This window comes from Stackebrandtia albiflava (assembly GCF_007994225.1).
Taxonomy (GTDB): domain Bacteria; phylum Actinomycetota; class Actinomycetes; order Mycobacteriales; family Micromonosporaceae; genus Stackebrandtia; species Stackebrandtia albiflava.
In genome coordinates, this window is the sequence record NZ_VLLL01000006.1 from 1,629,753 (window position 1) to 1,650,079 (window position 20,327).

The 20,327-nt window shown below is 70.4% G+C and carries 22 protein-coding genes and 1 tRNA gene; 10 read left to right on the forward strand and 13 right to left on the reverse strand.

Annotated elements, in window-relative coordinates:
- Window positions 1-224: 224 nt before the first annotated feature.
- From LX16_RS18595 to LX16_RS18620, 6 genes are all read right to left on the reverse strand, one after another.
- Entirely contained in the window at window positions 225-866 is a 642-nt protein-coding gene (locus LX16_RS18595; protein ID WP_147140569.1) for a DUF3618 domain-containing protein, read from the reverse strand.
- Window positions 809-1,273 (reverse strand): phage holin family protein, encoded by a 465-nt coding sequence (locus LX16_RS18600; RefSeq protein WP_147140571.1) that lies wholly within the window; start codon window positions 1,271-1,273, stop codon window positions 809-811. The genes LX16_RS18595 and LX16_RS18600 overlap by 58 nt, the downstream gene beginning before the upstream one ends.
- The gene (locus LX16_RS18605) at window positions 1,270-2,064 is read right to left on the reverse strand and encodes a hypothetical protein (protein ID WP_147140572.1); all 795 of its coding nucleotides are present in this window, start codon (window positions 2,062-2,064) and stop codon (window positions 1,270-1,272) included. The genes LX16_RS18600 and LX16_RS18605 overlap by 4 nt, the downstream gene beginning before the upstream one ends.
- A gap of 271 nt (window positions 2,065-2,335) precedes the next feature.
- Window positions 2,336-2,626: a hypothetical protein gene (locus LX16_RS18610; protein WP_147140574.1), complete on the reverse strand. Its 291-nt coding sequence runs from the start codon at window positions 2,624-2,626 to the stop codon at window positions 2,336-2,338.
- Window positions 2,619-3,167, reverse strand: coding sequence for an RNA polymerase sigma factor (locus LX16_RS18615; protein WP_147140576.1), 549 nt, complete (start codon window positions 3,165-3,167; stop codon window positions 2,619-2,621). Before LX16_RS18615 ends, LX16_RS18610 begins: the two co-directional genes overlap by 8 nt.
- A 310-nt stretch (window positions 3,168-3,477) precedes the next feature.
- Window positions 3,478-3,554, reverse strand: a tRNA-Met gene (locus LX16_RS18620).
- A 183-nt stretch (window positions 3,555-3,737) separates the two neighbouring features.
- On the opposite strand from LX16_RS18620, the gene LX16_RS18625 reads away from it, so the two are divergent.
- Window positions 3,738-6,176 (forward strand): glycoside hydrolase family 2 protein, encoded by a 2,439-nt coding sequence (locus LX16_RS18625; protein WP_147140578.1) that lies wholly within the window; start codon window positions 3,738-3,740, stop codon window positions 6,174-6,176.
- Window positions 6,177-6,549: 373 nt separating this feature from the next.
- Here LX16_RS18625 and LX16_RS18630 read toward each other — a convergent pair whose 3' ends face one another.
- The 4 genes from LX16_RS18630 to aroA form a co-directional block, all read right to left on the reverse strand.
- Complete coding sequence (locus LX16_RS18630) at window positions 6,550-7,566, reverse strand: hypothetical protein (protein WP_211354578.1); 1,017 nt, start codon at window positions 7,564-7,566, stop codon at window positions 6,550-6,552.
- Window positions 7,567-7,690: 124 nt separating this feature from the next.
- On the reverse strand, window positions 7,691-8,473 hold the full coding sequence (gene hisN / locus LX16_RS18635; protein WP_147140579.1) for a histidinol-phosphatase: 783 nt from the start codon (window positions 8,471-8,473) through the stop codon (window positions 7,691-7,693).
- Between the two features lie 61 nt (window positions 8,474-8,534).
- On the reverse strand, window positions 8,535-9,557 hold the full coding sequence (rsgA, locus tag LX16_RS18640) for a ribosome small subunit-dependent GTPase A (RefSeq protein WP_211354579.1): 1,023 nt from the start codon (window positions 9,555-9,557) through the stop codon (window positions 8,535-8,537).
- Window positions 9,527-10,831, reverse strand: a complete 1,305-nt coding sequence (gene aroA, locus LX16_RS18645; protein WP_147140582.1) for a 3-phosphoshikimate 1-carboxyvinyltransferase — start codon at window positions 10,829-10,831, stop codon at window positions 9,527-9,529. The genes rsgA and aroA overlap by 31 nt, the downstream gene beginning before the upstream one ends.
- Window positions 10,832-10,874: 43 nt before the next feature.
- Here aroA and LX16_RS18650 point away from each other — a divergent pair, with 43 nt between their 5' ends.
- From LX16_RS18650 to rsrA, 4 genes are all read left to right on the forward strand, one after another.
- Window positions 10,875-11,588 (forward strand): SOS response-associated peptidase, encoded by a 714-nt coding sequence (locus tag LX16_RS18650; protein ID WP_147140584.1) that lies wholly within the window; start codon window positions 10,875-10,877, stop codon window positions 11,586-11,588.
- Between the two features lie 245 nt (window positions 11,589-11,833).
- Window positions 11,834-12,169: a WhiB family transcriptional regulator gene (locus tag LX16_RS18655; protein WP_147140586.1), complete on the forward strand. Its 336-nt coding sequence runs from the start codon at window positions 11,834-11,836 to the stop codon at window positions 12,167-12,169.
- A 320-nt stretch (window positions 12,170-12,489) separates the two neighbouring features.
- On the forward strand, window positions 12,490-13,302 hold the full coding sequence (locus LX16_RS18660; protein WP_147140588.1) for a sigma-70 family RNA polymerase sigma factor: 813 nt from the start codon (window positions 12,490-12,492) through the stop codon (window positions 13,300-13,302).
- Window positions 13,299-13,580, forward strand: a complete 282-nt coding sequence (gene rsrA / locus LX16_RS18665; protein WP_147140590.1) for a mycothiol system anti-sigma-R factor — start codon at window positions 13,299-13,301, stop codon at window positions 13,578-13,580. Before LX16_RS18660 ends, rsrA begins: the two co-directional genes overlap by 4 nt.
- An 8-nt stretch (window positions 13,581-13,588) precedes the next feature.
- On the opposite strand, the gene LX16_RS18670 is transcribed toward rsrA, so the two are convergent.
- Window positions 13,589-14,161, reverse strand: a complete 573-nt coding sequence (locus LX16_RS18670) for a TetR/AcrR family transcriptional regulator (RefSeq protein ID WP_147140592.1) — start codon at window positions 14,159-14,161, stop codon at window positions 13,589-13,591.
- Between the two features lie 103 nt (window positions 14,162-14,264).
- On the opposite strand from LX16_RS18670, the gene LX16_RS18675 reads away from it, so the two are divergent.
- On the forward strand, window positions 14,265-15,845 hold the full coding sequence (locus LX16_RS18675) for an MDR family MFS transporter (RefSeq protein WP_147140593.1): 1,581 nt from the start codon (window positions 14,265-14,267) through the stop codon (window positions 15,843-15,845).
- A gap of 66 nt (window positions 15,846-15,911) precedes the next feature.
- On the opposite strand, the gene LX16_RS28280 is transcribed toward LX16_RS18675, so the two are convergent.
- Window positions 15,912-15,986, reverse strand: coding sequence for a 50S ribosomal protein bL37 (locus tag LX16_RS28280; RefSeq protein ID WP_414715064.1), 75 nt, complete (start codon window positions 15,984-15,986; stop codon window positions 15,912-15,914).
- A gap of 114 nt (window positions 15,987-16,100) precedes the next feature.
- On the opposite strand from LX16_RS28280, the gene LX16_RS18680 reads away from it, so the two are divergent.
- The 4 genes from LX16_RS18680 to LX16_RS18695 all read left to right on the forward strand — a co-directional run bounded on the left by LX16_RS18680 (window position 16,101) and on the right by LX16_RS18695 (window position 19,867).
- Window positions 16,101-16,316, forward strand: a complete 216-nt coding sequence (locus LX16_RS18680; RefSeq protein ID WP_147140595.1) for a biotin/lipoyl-binding carrier protein — start codon at window positions 16,101-16,103, stop codon at window positions 16,314-16,316.
- Between the two features lie 4 nt (window positions 16,317-16,320).
- Window positions 16,321-16,872 (forward strand): GNAT family N-acetyltransferase, encoded by a 552-nt coding sequence (locus tag LX16_RS18685; RefSeq protein WP_147140597.1) that lies wholly within the window; start codon window positions 16,321-16,323, stop codon window positions 16,870-16,872.
- Window positions 16,873-17,003: 131 nt separating this feature from the next.
- On the forward strand, window positions 17,004-18,035 hold the full coding sequence (locus LX16_RS18690; protein ID WP_147140921.1) for an SIS domain-containing protein: 1,032 nt from the start codon (window positions 17,004-17,006) through the stop codon (window positions 18,033-18,035).
- Between the two features lie 329 nt (window positions 18,036-18,364).
- A complete protein-coding gene (locus LX16_RS18695; RefSeq protein ID WP_147140599.1) occupies window positions 18,365-19,867 on the forward strand; it encodes a sensor histidine kinase in 1,503 nt (500 codons plus the stop codon).
- Here LX16_RS18695 and LX16_RS18700 read toward each other — a convergent pair.
- On the reverse strand, window positions 19,854-20,276 hold the full coding sequence (locus tag LX16_RS18700) for a hypothetical protein (RefSeq protein ID WP_147140601.1): 423 nt from the start codon (window positions 20,274-20,276) through the stop codon (window positions 19,854-19,856). The two genes, LX16_RS18695 and LX16_RS18700, sit on opposite strands and share 14 nt — an antisense overlap.
- Window positions 20,277-20,327: the final 51 nt, after the last annotated feature.

Below are 20,327 nucleotides of genomic sequence, written 5' to 3' on the forward strand. Positions count from 1 at the left end.
CCGGTACACGTCCGAACGCCGCCACGCCAACGGAAACCGGGGACCTCCAGAACATCGGGCACCGTGCCGCCGGCCGGGGCGGGGCAGGTCCGGCGGCCTCCGCCGTACCGTGGTCGGCGGCGCACCCGACACGACACCGGCCCCCTCTGCCGCCCGTCGCGCGGACCCGAACGACGGGCGACCGCCGGTCTCCCGGCGGTCGCCCGTGTGGCCGGCCGTGTCGGTCACCGATCGGCGACCCCACTGGACTTCCCGGCGGCGTGTGACGTCGAGGACCCGGCCTCGTCCTTCACGTTCGAGGCCGCGTCCTTCGCCGTGGACTTGACGTTGTCGGCGGCCTCCCGCACCGCCTCGCCGGTGTCCTCCTTCACATGCCGCACCGCCTCGGTCACGGGCTCGCGCACCTGCTCGACCAGTCCTCCCGACCGGTCCTTCAACTCGCGGCCGAGCCGTTCCTCCCGGCTGCTCTCCGGAATGACCGCCGCCGCCACGAGCCCGGCACCGAACGCGATCAGTCCCATCCGGACGGGGCTGTCCTCGGTCTGGCGGCGCATCATCCCGGGAACCTCCTTGGCGCGGTGCGCCACGTCGGAGGCGGCGGCACCGGCCCTGTCACCGGCCTTGTGCGCCATGCCCTGCGCGGACCCGGCCGCGGACTTCAGCCCGGACTTCGTGTTCGACGCGCCCGACTTCGACGACCCCTTGAACTTCTCGTTCATGGCGCCGATCTTGTCGCGCATCGACCCCCACGTCCGCTCCGCGACCCGCTTCGGGTTGGCCTGATCGGCCAACAGGTCGACGTCCCGGGTCAGCCGGGATCGCGTCGACTCGATGTCGCTCCTGATCCGGTCGGATTCCTGAACCATCGCGCATCCTCCTTCAGCGTCTCGACGGTTTGACGGGGCACGGGTGAGACGTCGCGTAGCCGCTTACGTCCGCTCAGGTAGGCGATGAGACCGACGACACCCCACAGGACGGCCACGATCAACACCGCCCAGATCGCCGGCATCACATACGACAGCGCCAGCACGACCGCTCCGGTCAGCAGGATCGCCACCATGTAACCGGCGAAACCGGCCGTACCGAGCATCCCGGCGGCCTTCCCGGCCTTCCCGGCCTCCTCACGCACCTCCGCCTTGGCCAGTTCCACCTCCTGGCGGAACAACTGCGACACGTCGTCGCTGATGTCACCGATCAGTCGACCGATGGACGTCTCCGAATGGTCGGCACCGGGTGGACGCGTGGTCGTCGGTGCCTCGCGATAAGTCGTCACGTCGGCTCCTTTCGATTCCAGTCGTGCACGGGCGGCGGTCCGCTCGGCGGCGACAGGTCCGGGTCGGTCACCGGCCGTTCCACGACCGGTATGGGGCCGCCCCGAGACGGTGTATCGGTGGCGCCGGCCGAGCCGGAACCGGTGGTCGTACCGGCGGACCCGGTCCGCGCCCCCGACACCCCGGTGGACACCGTCGCGGTGCCGCCCGTTCCGGCGGTCCCGGTGGTCTCGGCCCCGGCGGTCCGGGTGGTCTCCGAACCCGTCGCGGCGGACTCCGACGTCTCGGCCCCGCCGTCGGAGGCCATGTCCTTCGCTCCGGCCTTCACGACCGCCTTGCCCAGCCGTCCCACGACGAACCCGCTAGCCGCCGCCGCCAACACGAACGCCCCCGGCTTGCGGCGCGCGAAGTCCTGGACCTCGTCCAGAACCCCCTCCGGCCCCTTCTCGGAGAGGTCGTCCGCCAGGCGGCGCCCGGCGGCGGCGACCTTCGACACGATGGTGCGCGCGGGAGACTCCTCCCGGTTCGCGACCATGTCGTCGAACTCGTCGGCCATGTGGCGGATGCCCTCGGCGAGCCGGTCACTCTGCCGGTGTGCCTCGCCGGTGACACTGTCACGCATCTCCGCGCCGACGTGCCGGGTCTGTGCCGCCGTCTCACCGGCGACCTCACGGGCCTGGTCGGCCACCTTCCGCCCGGCGTCCTTCCCGGTGCTCGAGCTCTCGGTCCCGGTATCGGCGTCCCGTGCCCGGTGTCCCTCGGAAGTCCGGGCCTCACTGAGTGTTCTGCTCATGTTCCAACCTCCTTGGAAAGAGCTCCCCGGAGGATCGTTACCCGTGACACGCCACGCCATGCCTTCCATTTCGGCGCCCCGAGGGCGATCACCATGCCGCTGACCAGCGAAGACACCGCCCATACGGACAACAGGCAGCACAGTGAAATCCGGTAACCCCGGCCTCGCGCGGCCACGGCCCGACACGATCGCCACAGCCGTACCGCCCCGAGACCCGATCCGCGGCTCTCGGACGCCGGCCGCCGACACTCGCGGCCGCCATGCCGCCCGGTCAGCCGGTCTGGTGCCGGTCGACGGTTGCGTGGCCGGCGACGGTGAGAACGCAGCCGTCGCCGGTGCAGGAGCGGCGCAGCCGCCCGCGGGAGATCGTCTGCGCCAACCCGATCGCCCAGCACATCGGGCAGCCCCGCAGGAAGACCAGCCCCACGGGCGCCAACAGCAGGGTGACGGGCCCGAACACCGGTATCGATCCGACCGAGGCGATCAGGGCGCCGATGCCCAGTACGCCCCGGATCAGATGCCGAGGCAGCGAACGGCTCGCGAAGTCCGGTCGGTCAGTCATCACTGCCTCCCGCCGGTTCGGTCAATGCCTCATGGACCGCCGCCCGCGCCCGATGCAGCCGCGACTTCATCGCCGCGACGCTGAGCCCGAGCGCGTCGGCGACCGTCCGCCCGGGACGGCCCTGCACATCCCGCATGATCAACACCCGGCGCTGGTCGAGGGGGAGTGCGGCGATCGCCGCAGCCACCCGCTCGGCCTCCAGCCGCGCCAACACCTGCTCCTCGGCCGATTCGGCCGCCACCTCCCGAGCCGGCGCGACGGGGCGGCGCACCAGGCGGGCCCGGCGAAGACACTCGTTGCGGACGATGCGGAACAGCCATGACGCGAGCGCCGCGGACGCCCGCAACAACCCGATCTTGCGGTACAGGATGATCAGCGCCTCCTGTGCGGCGTCCTCGGCGTCCTGCGGCGAGGCGCAGAGCGTGTGCGCGAACCGCCACACATGCGGGTGCGCCCCGGAGACGACCGCGCTGATCGCCGCCACGTCACCACGTTGCGCCGCGCCGATCAGCGCACCGTCGGGCCAGGTGGTGCGGCTCATTCGGCACGACTCCGGCGACGCAGCAGCAGCGCGGTACAGGTGCAGATCAGCAGCGCAGCACCGGCGACGATTCCCGCGATGAGCATTTCGGCCTCCGATTCCTCCCGGCACGGTACCGGGACAGGTATAAGAGGCATCCCACCCCGAAAAGGATTCACCCACACCCCGAAAGCAACCCGTGTTCAATCAGGCCGGCTGTCGGTATGAAACTTCCGTCGGTGCCCGGGGGTGCGTGGCCGCCTGTTGACGGGGCGGCCACCGAACGCACGAAAAGGGCCTCCGACATTTGCCTGTCGGAGGCCCTTTCACCTGGTAGCGGGGACAGGATTTGAACCTGTGACCTCTGGGTTATGAGCCCAGCGAGCTACCGAACTGCTCCACCCCGCGTCGAGTGCTTGTTAACAATAGCCCACCCCTGGAAGGGTGCCAAATGGGGGGTATGTGATCCATGTGACCCGGTTTGTCCCGATGGGATTCCCGCAGGTCAGCGCCGTATCGGCCCCCGACGGGGGCGCCACTGGCGACTTCCGGGTGACAGAATCCGGTTCTCCCCGACGCTAGGAGCCAAAGGTGGTCGACTCCCTTCCCCTGCACACCGGCTGGACCTGTCACCCCGTCGCGGGTCCCGCACGTGACCGGGACATCCCCGCGTCGATTCCCGCGACGGTGCCCGGCTGCGTTCACACCGACCTCCTCGCCGCCGGGCTCATCGACGACCCGTACCGCGACGCCAACGAGGAAACGCAGCGCTGGATCGGGCGCAGCGACTGGGAGTACCGCTGCGAGTTCGACTGGCCGGGCACCACTCACGAATACGCCGAGTTGGCGTGCGACGGCCTCGACACCGTCGCGGAACTGTGGCTCAACGGTGAACCACTCGGCCGGACCGCCGACATGCACCGCCGCCACCGGTTCGACGTGCGCCGGCTCCTGACCCCGGGCCGCAACCGGCTCGTCATCCGGTTCACCTCCGCGTACACGTACGCCGAGGCGCAGCGCGATCGGCTCGGCGACCTCTCCAACGCGTACGACGAACCGTTCCAGTTCATCCGGAAGATGGCCAGCAGCTTCGGGTGGGACTGGGGCCCCACGACGGTGACCGCAGGGATCTGGCGGCCGATCCGTATCGAGTCCTGGACGGGTCCCCGGCTCGCCGAGGTGCGTCCCGCCACCACCATGGACGGTGACACCGGTGTAGCCCGGATCGTCGTGACCCTCGCCGGCGACACCGGCCGCCCCAGGACCGTCACCGCCGAACTCGCCGGCCGCCGCGCCGCCGTGGAGGTCGGTCCCGGCACGACCGAGGCGACACTGGAGCTGCGACTGCCCGGTGCGACCCCCTGGTTCCCGCACGGCCACGGCGAACCACACCGCTACACGCTCGGTGTCCGGTGCGGCGACGACTCGTGGCGACGTGAGATCGGTTTCCGGACCGTGGACCTCGACACCACGCCCGACGACACCGGCCGGGCCTTCAACCTGCGGATCAACGACCGGCCGATCTTCGTCAAGGGCGTCAACTGGATCCCCGACGACGCGCTCGTCACCCGGGTCGACGCCGACCGGTACCGTCGACGGCTCCGCCAGGCCAGGGACGCCGGAGCCAACCTCATCCGGGTGTGGGGCGGCGGACTCTACGAGTCCGACGAGTTCTACACCGCCGCCGACGAACTCGGGCTACTCGTCGAACAGGACTTCCCGTTCGCCTGCGCCGCCTACCCCGAGGCGGCGCCCTTCCGTGACGAGGTCGAGGCGGAGGCGCGCGACAACATCGCCAGGCTCGCCCACCACCCCAGCCTGGTCATGTGGTTCGGCAACAACGAGAACATCTGGGGCGAACAGGACTGGGGTTGGCGTGCCGCCCACCCGGGGAGACCGTGGGGCGCCGACTACTACTTCCGGCTGCTTCCGGACCTGGTGGCGCGGCTCGATCCGAGCCGCCCGTACTGGCCGGGCAGCCCCTACTCCGGTGACCCCGCCGTCCACCCGAACGACCCCGCCCACGGCAGTTGCCACATCTGGGACGTCTGGAACACCCACGACTACCTGCACTATCGGCAGTGGCGGCCGCGTTTCGCGGCGGAGTTCGGTTACCAGGCGCCCGCCACGTACGCCACGCTCACCGCGGCGCTCTCGGACACGCCGTTGGCGGCCGACTCGCCCGGGATGCGCCACCATCAGAAGGCGGTCGACGGTGACGTGAAACTGGCGCGCGGCCTTGCGGCGCATTTCGGGGAACCGGCCGACTTCGACGACTGGCACTTCCTGACGCAGGTGAACCAGGCCCGGGCGATCCAGGTCGCCCTGGGGCACTTCCGTTCGCTGCACCCCGAATGCGGTGGCGCGATCGTATGGCAGCTCAACGACTGTTGGCCCGTCACCTCATGGTCTGCGGTGGATGCGGCGGGCCGGCTGAAACCCGTGTACTTCACGCTGCGGGCCGGATTCGCCGACCGCCTGGTCACAGTGCAGCCCCGTGGCACCGGCCTGGTCGCCGTCCTTCACAACGACACCGACGAGACGTGGCGTCCCCGGTTGTGTGCCGCCAGGCGTGACTTCACCGGCCGGGTCGTGGCCGACGACGCCGAGGACGTCACCGTGCCGCCTCGCACGGCGACGACGGTCCCGTTGCCGGAGCGGGTCGCCACCACCGGGTGCGGACGGACCGAACTCGTGACGGTGGACGCCGACACCGACCGGGCGTGGTGGTTCTTCGACGTGGACCGGCGGCTCGACCTGCCCGAGGCGGAGTACGTGGCCGAGGTGGTCGACACCGTCGACGGACACGACGTCACTGTCGCCGCCCGGACTCTGCTGCGGGACCTGTGCCTCTTCCCCGACCGCCTGCACCCGGACGCGACGGTGGACGAGGGCATGGTCACGCTGCTGCCGGGCGAGTCCACCCGGTTCCGGGTGCGCGGTGCCACCGGCCTGGACGCGGCGGCCCTGGCCGCGGCGCCGGTGCTCAGGTGCGTCAACGACCGGCCGCTACCGCGCCGTGTCGAGTGACCGGACGCGCCCGGCCACCTCGTGCGGCTTCGGTCCGCGCCTGCGCGGTCGGCTACGGCCGGCGACCGGGGCGACGCGCCCGCCCCCATCGGGACGCCGGCGCGCGAGTCGGGTGCCGTCCGGTGTGGACGGCGTCACGTCATCCGAGCGAACCCCACCCCGACCGGGGGCAGACCACCCCGGCACTCGAAGTCTCGCAATGCCGGACGAACCGTGTCAAACGGTATTCAGCGGGGCTTAAGGCGCGGTGCGGTGCGACGGCCACGCCCGGCGACGACATACCGCGCACCCGGCGCGGGCGGAACCGTTTCGCGGTCGGTGGGCACGTGCCCACGGCGCGACGCCGTTCACCGCCCCGGGATCGCGACGGCCGTCACCTGATCCGAGGCTGCACCGATCGGATGCCGTTGCCACCGGTTTCGCGGCCGGTCCTGCGGCCCGCCGGGGGACGGGGCTGCCCCGCCGGGCGCGTGTTGTCGTCCGAGGGGGAGACCGGAGCGATCCTGGGCCTGCGCCGCGCCGTCTCCTGGTTCTCCTGCGGTGGTGGTCTCCGCTCCACCGGCACGGGGGCCGGCACCGGCGGCAACGCCGCCGCCTGCTGTGGTTCGGCGAACCGGGTCAACGCCAACACCGTGCCGAGCGTGACCAGGAAACCCACCGCGGCTAGCCATTCCAGTCCCGGCCGGATCTGGTCACCCAGCAGGACGAGCCCCACCGCGGCGGCCGGGGCCGCGAACGCCGCGTCCATGGCGGCCACCGCCGCCGTCGTACTGCCGCGCTGCATCGCCAGCGCCAGCAACAGTTGACCCGTCAACGACTGCACGATGATCAGGTACAGCAGCGGATCCGCCAGCAGGTCCGTGACACCGGCCGACGCCAGGGGCCGGGACGCCACCGCGGCCACTCCGAAGGCCAGGCCGGCCAGGGCGCCGAGCGCGACCGAGCCCGGTACCCCGTGGACCTTCTGCGCGGTGATCCATCCGGCCGCCGCGATGACGAGCCAACTGGCGCCGAGGATCACCACGGCCAGGGTGTCGAGGTCCTTGGACGCGGAGGGCTGCGCCGACACCACGAGAGCGGCGATGCCCAGCGTCAGGCCCGCCAGCAGCGCGATCTCCGATCGTGGGAGCTGCCACTTCAGCACGATGACGCCCAGGATCGCCGTGACGCCGAGCCCCGCGGCGACGGCCGCCTGCACCAGGAACAGCGGCAGGTCGGCGCGCGCGACGATGGCGAGCAGGAATCCCAGCACCTGGCAGGCGATTCCGGTCAGATAGGTCTTCTGCGAGGCGAGCTTGAAAAGCAGCCTCGGATGGAAGCTCTCGTGTTTGCGTTCTCGGCTCGCGGCGACGGCTTGCAGGAAGTTCGCGACCCCATAAGCGATGATCATCGCCGCGAGGAAAAACCATCCCGCGGTCACCCAGTGAGACTAGTCGCCGGGCGGGTCCCGCACCAGGCGGGCGGTATGACCATCGGTGGTTTCCGGTCGAAACGGGCGTATCGGGTGAGACGGTTCACGCTTCGAGAGCGGTCAACACCTCATCGTGCAGGACGCCGTTGCTGGCGACCGCCGAACCGCCGTCCGGCCCGGGCCGTCCGCCGAGATCGGTGAACCGGCCTCCTGCCTCGGTCACGATCACCGACGGCGCCGCCAGGTCCCACAACGCCACCTCGGGTTCGAGCGCGGCGTCGACCGCGCCCTCGGCGACCAGCATGTAACTGTAGAAGTCGCCGTAGGCGCGGCTGCGCCACGACCGCCGCAGCAGCTCCACCATCTGCGGGCCGCGGCCGTGATCGAACCAGCTCGGCAGGCTGGAGTAGCTGATTGAGCAGTTCGGCACCCGGCGGACCCCGGACACCTCGATGCGTTCGGCACGGGTGCGGTGGCGCCCGGCGAACGCCCCGGCGCCCTTGGCGGCCCACCAGCGGCGGCCCAGCGCGGGCGCCGACACCACGCCCACGACCGGCTCGGTGCCGTCGAACAACGCGATCAGCGTCGCCCACACCGGGACCCCGCGGATGAAGTTCTTGGTGCCGTCGATCGGATCGATCACCCAACGTCGCGACCCGGCGCCCGGCTCGTCCCCGAACTCCTCGCCCATGACGCCGTCGCGGGGGCGGGCCCGCGCCAAGGTCGAACGGAGCGCCTTCTCGGTGGCGGTGTCGGCGTCGCTGACCGGCGTCATGTCGGGCTTGGTGTCGATCTTCAGGTCCAGCGACCGGAACCTGTCCGTGGTGACGGAGTCGGCCGAGTCGGCGAGCAGATGGGCCAACCCCAGATCGTCGCTGTATGGCATGGCGGTGAGTCTAGAGGTGCCCGGCGACGGGACGGACCGCGGCGAACGGGTCGCCGGCCCCTCAACCCGTCAACGACTGCAGGAGCCGGCGGTAGGACACCAGCCGTTGCGGCGGGGCGCCGTCGACGTCGCGGAGGGTGTCGAGCGCGCAGTCGCCCCCCGCGCCGGTGTGGTCGCAACCGCGTGGGCAGTCGGTGGCGACCTGCGCGAGGTCACCGAACGCCAGCAGCAGCGAGTCGGGGGACACGTGCGCCAGCCCGAACGACCGCACGCCCGGTGTGTCGACGATCCATCCACCGCCGGGCAGCGCGAGCGCCACCGCGCTGGTGGAGGTGTGCCGTCCCTTGCCGATCGCCGAGACGGCACCGGTGGAGCGGCCGGCTCCCGGTACGAGCCGGTTCACCAGGGTGGACTTCCCCACACCCGAGTGGCCGATGAAGACCGACACCTTGTCGCGCAACGTGTCGGCGAGCGCGGTCAACGGCCGGTCCGGGGCGCAGGTGACGAGGTTCAACTCCAGGTCGGCGTAGTAGGACTCCACCTCGGGGATGGCGGCGGAACCGATGTCGGCCTTGGTCAGGCACAACAACACGTCGATGTCGGCGTCGAACCCGGCGACGATGCACCGGTCGATGAAACCGGTGCTGGGCGGTGGATCCACCAGCGCCGACACCACGACGAGCTGGTCGACGTTGGCGACGATCACCCGCTCGGTGGGATCGTCGTCGTCGGCGGTGCGGCGCAGTTCACCGTGCCGCGGCCCGACCTTCACGATCCGGGCCAGCGTGCCCGGCCTGCCGGACACGTCCCCGACCAGGCCCACCCGGTCGCCCAGGATCACCGACTTACGGGCCAGTTCCCGGGCCGACATCGCGACCACGTCGACCGGGCCGTCCCCGTCGGCGACCCGCACCTGGTAGCGGCCCCGGTCGACACCGAAGACGAAACCCTCCACCGCCCCGGCGTGCTTGGGGCGGACCTTGGTGCGGGGACGGGAGCCACGTCCGGGCCTGATCCGGACGTCCTCCTCGTCGTAGTTCCTGCGCCGCCGGTTCAGGACGAGGTCCCCAGCAGCTCGTCCCACATGTGCGGGAAGTCGGGGAGCGTCTTGGACGTACACGCCACATCGGACAGTTCGACGTCCGGGACCGACAGGCCGATGACGGCCGCCGCCTGGGCCATCCGGTGATCGTCGTAGGTGTCGAACAGGCCGCCGCGCAGCGTCCGGGGCCGGATGCGCAGGCCGTCGTCGGTCTCGGTGACGTCGCCGCCCAGCTTGTTGATCTCGGCCGCGAGCGCGGCCAACCGGTCCGTCTCGTGGCCCCGCAGGTGCGCGATGCCCCGAAGCGTCGACGGTGTCTCGGCGAGCGCGCACACCGCCGCGATCACCGGGGTGAGCTCACCCGCCTCGGACAGATCGATGTCGATGCCCTTGATCCGGCCGGTGCCCCGCACGGTCAGGCCCTCGTCGGTGAGCGCGATACGTCCCCCGAACTCCACCAACACGTCCCGCAGCAGGTCGCCGGGCTGACTGGTGTGGTACGGCCAACCGGGAACCACGGTCGTCCCGCCGGTCAACAGGGCCGCCGCCAGGAACGGCGCGGCGTTGGACAGGTCCGGTTCGATGTGCCAGGCGCGGCCGGTGAGACGCCCAGGTTCCACCTCCCACACGTCCCGGCGGGAGTCGTCGACCGCCGCACCGGCGGCCCGGAGCATGTCCACGGTCATCCGTACGTGCGGCGCGGAGGGCACCGGCGGACCCTCGTGCCGGACCACGATCCCCCGGTCGAACTCCGGCGCCGCCAGCAGCAGCCCGGAGATGAACTGGCTCGACCGTGACGCGTCGAGCGTGACCTCGCCGCCGGTCACTCTTCCCACACCGGTGACGGTGAACGGGAGTCCCTGACCGCCGTCACGTTCCACCGAGACCCCCAGGTCCTCCAGGGCGCCCAGCAGCGGCGCCATCGGCCGGGTCCGGGCGTGCGGGTCGCCGTCGAAGGTGATCGCGCCGGTACCGGTGGCCGCCAACGGCGGCAGGAACCGCATCACCGTTCCCGCCAGCCCGCAGTCGATCTGCGCGGGTCCCCGCAGCGGACGCGGATGGACGAGCCACAGCGCGTCGTCGGCGGTGACGACCCTGGTGCCCATGGCCTGCAACGCGGCGACCATGAGACGGGTGTCGCGGGCGTGGAGGGGGGACGCCAGTGAGCTCGCGCCGACACTGGCGGCGGTCAGCACCAGCGCGCGGGACATCATGGACTTGGAGCCGGGGAGCGCGACACTGGCGTTCACCGGGTCGGAGGCGACGGGGGCGCGCCAGCGCTGCGCCGCAGGGGCACGGGTATCAGTCACGTCCATCAGCGTATCGGGGATTGTCGGTGGCGCGGCGTAATGTGGCCGCATGTGCGGACGTTATGCCTCCACCCGGTCGACGGCCGATCTGGCGACCCTGTTCGACGCCGTGGACGTGACCGGCGGCGACACCGACATCGGGTTCAACATGGCGCCCACGCAACGGATCCCGGTGGTCCGGATGTCCCGCTCCGCCGAGGGCCGCGTCGTGTCGGCGGCCCGGTGGGGGCTGGTGCCGCCGTGGGCGAAGGACCCGGCCGTCGGTGTCAGGATGATCAACGCCCGCGCCGAGACGGTCACCACGTCGCGGGCGTACCGGGCGCCGTTCGCGCGCCGCCGCTGCCTGGTGCCGGCCGACGGCTGGTACGAGTGGCAGAAACTCCCCGGCGGGAAGCAGCCGTACTACACCACCGGTGTCGACGAGGCGCCACTGGTGTTCGCGGGTCTGTGGGAGACCTGGGGTGGCGACTCCGACCGCCTGATGACCTGCACGATCCTCACCGTGAACGCGGTCGGAGGGCTGCGCGACGTCCACGAACGGATGCCGTTGGTGTTGCCCGTCGACTCCTACCGGGACTGGCTGGAGGATCCCGACGCCGCCGAGCACCTGTTGCGGCAACCGGGGGAGGAGTTGTTGTCCCGGTTGCGTTTCCACCCGGTGGACCGGGCGGTCGGCAACGTCCGCAACGACAGTCCGAAGTTGATAGAACCGGTCGAGGTGGCCGGTGGCGCGACGGTGCCGTCACAGGACACTTTGTTCTGACCCGTTCGGTGGGGCACCGGCGTGACGTGCCGGTTCACCTGTCGTGAACGGTTTTTGACGCCGGGGGGTCGTCGTGTCGATCCGGGTTTCCCGCCGGTCACCGACGGCTGGCCGTTCGGGCCGAATCGGAATGCGGCTATTGCGCTCCGTCGGACATGTGGGGTAAAACACAACACTACGCGCGTTGCGATGTCGGTCCGTCGGCAACGTTTCCCTCGACGATTCTGTACGGGAGGCTGGGTAGTGTGAGCCGGAGCAAGAAGAACCCGAGCCCGGAGGAAGTCGACGCCGCGCGGCGGGACCCCCGGCTCAGGCGTGCCATGGACGTCGGGCGGCGCGATCCCGAATGGCGGCTGCGGGGCCGGTGCCTGTCGGTGGACCCGGAGACCTTCTTCCCCGAACCCCAGTTGAAGGAGACCCCCAACGCGGCGCTGGCGTTGTGCTCCGGATGCGGTGTGCAGGCGGCGTGCCTGGCGTGGGCGTTGGACGCCGGCGACCGCAACGGCGTGTGGGGCGGCACCACGCCCCGGGAGCGCCAGGTGATGCTGGTGGCGTGGCGGGACACCGTCGCCGCGGCGTGACCGCTCGGACGGCTGGTCGGATAGCGGAGGCGGCCGGCCCCGGAGCGTCTGGATCTGCCGTCCCGGACCCGGCGGTGGTGTCTCACCGCCGGGCCCGGGCAGGGCCTGGGAGATTGGCACGGGCCCGAAGGCCCGCTGTGGGAGATCCCTTATGGGTTCACACTGGTAAACGAGCCCGATGTCGTGAGGTAACGGGTCGGTCACGCGAAGCGGTGATCCGTCTCACGAGCGGGGCCGTGGCCGGGAATGTTCCGGGCGGGGCCGCTGTTGCATCGGGTCGTGGCGGCGGGTACCCCTCGCCGTGGAAGGAGTGGCCCGTGATGACGTCTCTACGGGAACGTGTCGCCAATCGCGACACCGAGCGGCTGCAACGCCTGCTCAACGCCCCTGCCTGGCCGGTCGACGCGCCGGGGGCGGAGGGCGCGGGCGGCGCCGTGCACCCGGCGATTCCGGTTTCGGAGGCCCCTTCGGTTGCCGTACCCTCGGCGCAACAGCCGTGGAGAGGGGAGCCGGTGACCGACGCCGATCAGGCCGATCAGGAGGAGACCGCGCAGCAGCAGCGTGACCGTTTCGAACGTGACGCGATGCCGCTGGTCGATCAGCTTTACGGGGCGGCGCTGCGGATGACCCGCAACCCTCAGGACGCCGAGGACCTGGTCCAGGAGACCTACCTGAAGGCCTTCAGCGCGTTCCACCAGTTCAAGGCGGGAACGAACCTGCGGGCGTGGATGTACCGCATCCTCACCAACACGTACATCAACTCCTATCGCAAGCGCAAGCGTCAGCCGGTGCAGGCGCCGACCGACGAGATCACCGACTGGCAGTTGGTGGAGGCCGAGTCGCACACCTCCTCGGGGTTGCGTTCGGCGGAGACCGAGGCACTGGACCGGTTGCCCGATTCGGACGTCAAGGACGCGTTGGCCCGGCTGCCGGAGGAGTTCCGGTTGGCGGTCTACCTCGCCGACGTCGAGGGTTTCGCGTACAAGGAGATCGCCGACATCATGGGGACGCCGATCGGCACCGTGATGTCGCGTCTGCACCGTGGCCGGCGTCAGTTGCGCGACATGTTGACCGAGTACGCGGCGGAGCGGGGCTTCTCCGCCTCGTCGGGTAATGAGGAGGTATCACGGTGAGCGGTGGTGAACCGCACGACGTGGACTGCCGGGAGGTTCTCTCGGAGGTCTACTTCTATCTGGATGCCGAGTGCGCCGACGCGAGGCGGGACATCATAAAGAAGCACCTGTCGGAGTGCTCGCCGTGCCTCGCCGAGTACGGCATCGAGCAGGACGTGCGCGCACTCGTCCACCGGTGCTGCTCCAACGAGGTGGCCCCGGACGAGGTCAAGGCCCGGCTCCGCGCGAAGCTGGCGATCCTGACCTCACCGGAACAGCTCGACCGGCCCTCGGGCTGAAGACGGCCTCACGCCGGAGGCCGACCGCCTTCGGCATTCCGTTCCAACAGTTCCACCGATATCCGCACCGTCGCATCCCGCAGCTCGTCGTGGTCCGCGTCGAGGCCGATCGGCAGGAACCACGCCGAGTGCATCGTCATGATGGCGTCGTGGGCGCGTAGCCGCTCGATGAGTGGGGCGTCCGGATCGACGAGGAAACCGTGCAGCCGGTGCATCCGCTGTTTGAAGATCGACTCCTTGTCCTGCTTGCGAAGCACCGGCGGGTTCTGGTGCATGAATCGCAAGAGCGTGTGGTGCCTCATCAGCAGGTCGGCGTAGCGGTTGACGAGTTCCCTGCGTGCCTCCAGATTCGGCGTCCGCTCCTCACTCCACGCCACCAGCGCGTCGACGTCGGCGCCGAAGCCCTCGAAGAAGCTCGCCGCGATCTCCTCCTTGGTCTTGAAGTGGTAGTAGAGTGCCGCCTTGGTGACCCCGAGCCGTTCGGCTATCTCCCGCAGCGAAGTCTGCTCGTATCCCTGTTCGGTGAACAGATCCATCGCCACCTGCTGGATCCGTTCCCTGGTGTTACCCGGCTCACGCATGGACGTCCTCTACTTACTTGCCGACCGGCTAGTTCCGGTCTACGTTTCAACGGTAACGCACACTTACTTGCCGGCTGGCAAGCTTCCGGAGGGAGTCCAGCCCATGTCTCAGGCCGAACGGCCGACGGCCGCACCGCCGAAGATGCGACGTGAAGTCCTCATCGTGCTGCCCGGTCTGATGCTCGCCATCCTCCTCGCGATGCTCGACAACACCATCATCGGCACCGCGATGCCGACCATCGTCGGCGAGTTCGGCGGCTACGCCCACATGTCGTGGGTCGTCACCGCCTACATCCTGGCGGCCACCGTCTCCACCCCCCTCTACGGCAAACTCGGCGACATCTACGGCCGCAAACGCCTGTTCATGTTCGCCATCGGGTTGTTCCTCATCGGCTCCGCCGCCTCGGGAGCCGCACAGAGCATGGCCCAGCTCATCGCCTTCCGGGGAGTGCAGGGGCTCGGCGCCGGCGGCCTCATGGTCGGCGCGATGGCCATCCTCGGCGACCTCGTCTCACCCCGCGAACGCGGACGCTACCAGGGATTCATGGCGGCGGTCATGATGCTGTCCACCATCGGCGGACCCCTCGTCGGCGGATTCCTCACCGACCAGTTCACCTGGCGCTGGGCCTTCTACATCAACCTGCCCCTTGGCGCCATCGCGCTAATCGTCATCGCCTTGACGCTGAAACTGCCCCGCCACCGCGCCAGGGTCCGCATCGACTACGCGGGCATCGCACTGCTGTCCCTCGCCGCGGCCGGACTCGTACTGTTCACCACCTGGGGCGGCACCGAATACGCCTGGGACTCCCCACAGATCATCGGACTCGGCATGGTGTCCGTACTGGCCCTCGTCGGACTCGTCGTGGTCGAACGCCGCGCCGCCGAACCCGTCCTGCCGTTGCGGCTGTTCACCGACCGCAACTTCGTCGTCATCAACGTCATCGGATTCCTCCAGGGTTTCGCGATGATGGGCGCGATGACGTTCATCCCGATGTACCAGCAGATCGTCCAGGGCCAGACCCCCACCGAATCCGGACTCTGGTTCATCCCGATGATGCTCGCCGCCATGACCTGCTCACTGGCCGCGGGCTCCTACGTCACCCGCACCGGTCGCTACAAGATCTTCCCGATCGTGGGCGGCGCGATCCTCATCGTCGGCATGGTGCTGCTCACCGGCCTGAGCGTCGACACCTCACTGATCCAGACGGCCATCTACCTCGTGGTGTTCGGGGCCGGCCTCGGCCTGCTCATGCAGATCACCATGCTCGTCGCACAGAACAGCGCCCCGCAACGCGACATCGGCGTCGCCAGCAGCACCGCCACCTTCCTGCGCAACATCGGCGGCTCCTTCGGCGTCGCACTGTTCGGCGCGGTCTTCGCCGACCGGCTCGCCGCCTCCGTCCAGGGCCGGCTTCCCGCCGAGATCGCCGCGAACTTCAACGGCGGCGGGGAGGGCGCCGGGCTCGACCCCGAGAAGGTCGCCCTGCTTCCGGAGTGGATGCGCGCCATCGTCACCGGCGGCGTCACCGACGGGCTCACGACCGTGTTCGTCTGGACGATCCCGTTCGCGGCCGTGGCGTTCCTGCTCGCCTGGTTCGTCAAGGAGGTGCCGTTGCGCGGCAGCCCGAGCGCGGAGTCGACCCCCGCCGCCGTGGAGGACGCACACGTCAAGGCCCCGGTCTGACCGCCGACACGACACGGCCGCCGGTGTGAACGGGTTCACCCGTCGCACCGGCGGCCGTCGCCCTGTTCAGGCGTTGGGGCGCTTGCCGTGGTTGGCGCCCTTCTTCTTGCGCGCGCGGCGCTTACGGGCCCGCTTGGCCATGGTTTCCTCCTGAAACGTGTGGCGATCGACGCTTTAGGATACGCATCGCCTGGCCGAGTCCCTTCCGCCCGGCGTTCTAGTGTGTGTGCAACCGAATAGAAACTGGAGGCGGCCATGGCCGAGGAGATCCGCGCCGAGATGGTGGCGAACGTCTGGAAGATCGTCGCCAAGCCCGGTGACGAGGTGAGCGACGCCGACCCCATCGTCATCCTGGAGTCCATGAAGATGGAGATCCCGGTCCACTCGGAGGACGGCGGAGTGGTCGCCGAACTGCACGTCACCGAGGGCCAGGTCGTCCAAGAGGGCGACCTGATTGCGACCGTCGAATAGCGTCGTGCCGACTTCGACCACGGACGAGCGGCCCGTCGGTGTCCAGATCCGGGCCGCCACCGCACACGACCTCGCCGAAGTGGGCAGGATCGCGGTGGACGCCTACCGCGCCGACGGGCAGCTCGACGAGTCCGGCTACGAGGCCGCGCTGCGTGACGCCGCCGGACGCGCCCGGGACGCGGAACTGCTGGTGGCGGTGATCGACGAACGGGTGGTGGGCGCCGTGGCGTTGTGCCCACCCGGCAGCCGGTACGCCGAGATCTGCCGAGCCGACGAACTCGAATTCCGCATGTTGTCGGTCGACCCGGCGGCACAGGGCCGCGGCGTCGGACGGCTACTGGTCACCGCCTGCCTCGAACGCGCCCGGGAACTCGGCTGCCGTGCCGTGGTCATCTGCACCCGCGCCGAGCACGGCGACACCGCGAAACGCCTTTATCAACGGCTCGGCTTCACCCGGCTGCCCGACCGCGACTGGGCCCCCGTCCCCGGCATCTCACTGTGGGCTTGGCAACGTCTACTGGATTCCACCCCACCGGAGGCCGCCGCGCGAAACTGAGCGGAATATGCTTGCGCTGCGCAACAGCGCGCAGAGAGCAAGCAGTGGGAGTAGTGATGAGTCAGCAGCAGTCGGCGACCTCGGCCGGGCGTACCGAGACCGAAGGGCTCGCGGCGGCACCCGGCGCGGGCATGACCGGCGACATCGCCGAGCAACCGGAGGTCTTCGCCCGGCTGGCCGACAGCCGGGCCGACGAGATCGCGCAGGTCGCGGCCGAGATCGCCCGCCGCCGACCCAAGTTCGTCATGTACACCGCCCGCGGAACCTCCGACCACGCGGCGCTGTACGCGGCGTACCTCACCGAGATCCGGTTGGGCATCCCCGCCGGGCTCGCCTCACCCAGCGCCATCACCGTCTACGGCGCGCGTCCCGACCTCTCCGAGGCCCTGGTGGTGGGCGTGTCGCAGTCGGGAGGGTCCCCGGACATCTCCGAGGTGCTGCGGGTGGCCGCCGAGTCGGGCGCGGCGACCCTGGCCGTGACCAACAACCCCGGCTCGCCACTGGCCGCGCAGGCGCAACGCCACATCGACGTGTCCGCCGGGCACGAACGCGCCGTCGCCGCCACCAAGACCTACACCGCGGAACTACTGGCGTTGTTCATGCTCATCGAGGGGATCCGCACCGGCGACGGCCGGTTGGGCGAGGAGGAGTCGGCTCTCGTGGCGGAGCTTCCGGAACTGGCCCGGACCGTCCTGGACGACGACACGGCCGTCCAGTTGGCGCCCCGTTACCGCTTCGCGGAACGGCTAGTCACGACCGGACGCGGGTACGCGTACCCGACCGCCCGGGAGACCGCGTTGAAGCTCATGGAGACCTCCTACCTCTCCGCGTTGGCGTTCTCCGGCGCCGACCTGCTGCACGGTCCGCTGGCGATGGCCGACCCCGACGTGCCGGTACTGGCCATCGTCGGTGACGGCCCCGGGGGAGGCGCCATGCGCGACGTGATCGGCAGGCTCGGTGAACGGCGGGCCGACGTGGTCGCCGTCGCCTCGCAGGACGTTCCCGGCGCGCCGCTGCGAATCCCGTCGCCGCGCGTGGACGAACGGCTGGCACCCATGCTCGACATCCTGCCGCTGCAGCGGTTGGCGCTGGCCCTGGCGCTGACGCGCGGGGAGAACCCGGACGCGCCCCGCGGGCTCCGCAAGGTGACCGAGACGATGTAGGCGCGACCGCCGGCGCGGAGCGGGGACGACCGCACCGCGCCGGCGGCTGCGCGTTCCTGCGCGGTTCCGCGCGGCTTTCCGCGCCGCCGGTGGAGCCGCCGGTGGAGCTGCGGAGCTCCCGACGTCCACCCGGTGAGCCGGATCCGTCGCCCGTCCACAATCGCGGGGTTATCCACAGGCGAGGTCCGCCGCGCTGGACCGGACCGGCCTCCCCGCCATAGGCTCGACGCCATGGGGAGGAGGAGTGGCGGCCCCCGCACCGGTCGGGAGGGCGTCACGCCCGTCGTGAAGCGGGCGGTGGGGCGTGCCGCCGGGCTAGAGTTGCCCCGATGTCGACCCTTCGTGACCTTGTCGAGGCCCGGACCGATCTGTCCCGCGCGACCAGTGAACACCTGCACCGGCTCGCCGCCGAGTGGCAGTTGCTCGCCGACCTGTCGTTCGCCGACCTTCTACTGTGGGCGCCCGTTCGCGACGACCAGCCCGGCGGCGCCTCCGACGGCACAGGCGCGTTCATCTGCCTGGCGCAGGTCCGGCCCACCACCGGCCCCACCGCGTACGACGACGACCAGGTCGGTCAGGTCATCGACGGTCCCGCCGCCGAACATCTGCGGGTGGCGTTCACCGAGGGCCGCATCTACCGCGAGGGCGACCCGGTGTGGCACGGCGAGACCCCGGCCCGTCACGAGGCGGTACCGGTGCGCCGCAGGGACCGGCAGAAGGTGGTCGCGGTGGTCGCCCGCGACACCAACCTCTCGGACACCCGCAGCCCGAGTCACCTCGAACTCAACTACCTGAAGACCGCCGACTACCTGGTGCAGATGCTCACCGACGGCGGGTTCCCGCCGCCGCTGCTTCCGGGCGAACCGACGACCGCCCCCCGGGTGGGCGACGGCCTGGTCCGGCTCGGGGCCGACGGCCTGGTCCGTTACGCCTCGCCCAACGCGTTGTCGGCGTACCGGAGGATGGGCGTGACCGGGATCCTTTCCGGTGAGGAGTTGGCGTCACTGACCCGCAAGCTCGTCAACGACCCCGGCCAGGGCGAGGACGCCGCCCGGCGCATCACGACCGCGCTCGCGGGCGGCACGCCCCGCCGCAAGGAGTTGGAGGCGCGGGGCGCGGTCGTGTTGATGCGGGCGTTGCCGCTGCGTCCCGACGGGAGGGGCGCGGGGGCGCTGGTACTGGTCCGTGACGTGACGGAGGTGCGGCGGCTCGACCGGGAACTCGTCACCAAGGAGGCGACGATCCGGGAGATCCACCACCGCGTCAAGAACAACCTCCAGACCGTCGCCGCCCTGTTGCGTCTGCAGGCGCGCCGGGTGGGCGTGCCGCAGGCGCGTGCCGCCTTGGAGGAGTCGGTGCGCCGGGTGGCCTCGATAGCGCTGGTCCACGAGACCCTGTCGTTGTCGAGTGACGAGTCCGTGGCGTTCGACGCGATCGTGGACCGGGTCGCGTCGATGGCCACCGAGGTGGCGGCCGCGGAGTCCGACGTGCGGCTCCGGCGGGACGGCAGTTTCGGGGTGTTGCCCTCCGAGGTCGCGACACCGCTGGTGATGGTGTTGAACGAGCTGGTGCAGAACGCAGTGGAGCACGCCTACCTGCCGGGGCAGGGCGGTGAGGTGGTCATCGGAGTACTACGGGAGGGCGATCGGTTGCGGGTGACGGTGTCCGACACCGGCCGCGGCCTACCCGAGTCGTTCCGGGTGGACGCGACGCACCGGTTGGGGCTCCAGATCGTCCGCACCCTGGCGACGGGGGAGTTGCGCGGCCAGATCGAGTTGCGGAACCGGGACGGTGGCGGGACCGAGGCGGTGCTGGAGTTCACGATCGGATGAGCCGTGGCGCGCGGGCCGGTGCGGCACCGCGCCGTGCGGCGGCGGCGCAGCAGGCGGCGGCCAGCCATATGAGTGGTGCGACGACGCCCTCGGCCCAACCGACGTGTCCGGGGACGAGCATGACGGCGATGAAGGCGGCGTCGACGGCGCCCAGGACGGTGAGGTTGAGCCAGTGGCCGACGCGGTCGTTGCGGCGGTTGAGTGTCACCGCGACCATGACGGCCTGGGCGCCGAACACCACGGCGCTGACGAAGAACATGGTGCTCTCCGCCGCGAGTTCGGATTGATATATATCGATCCCGAGGTTTCGGCTGAGCATGGCCGCGCCGAGGCCGATGTGCAGCACGCCCCAGAGGGTGTAGCCGGCGGTGGCGACGAGGGTCAGTGTGCGGAGGGTGCGTGGTGGCATGGTCGCTCGATTCTGGAAATCAATACGGCTCGTGTATATTACACGTCGTGA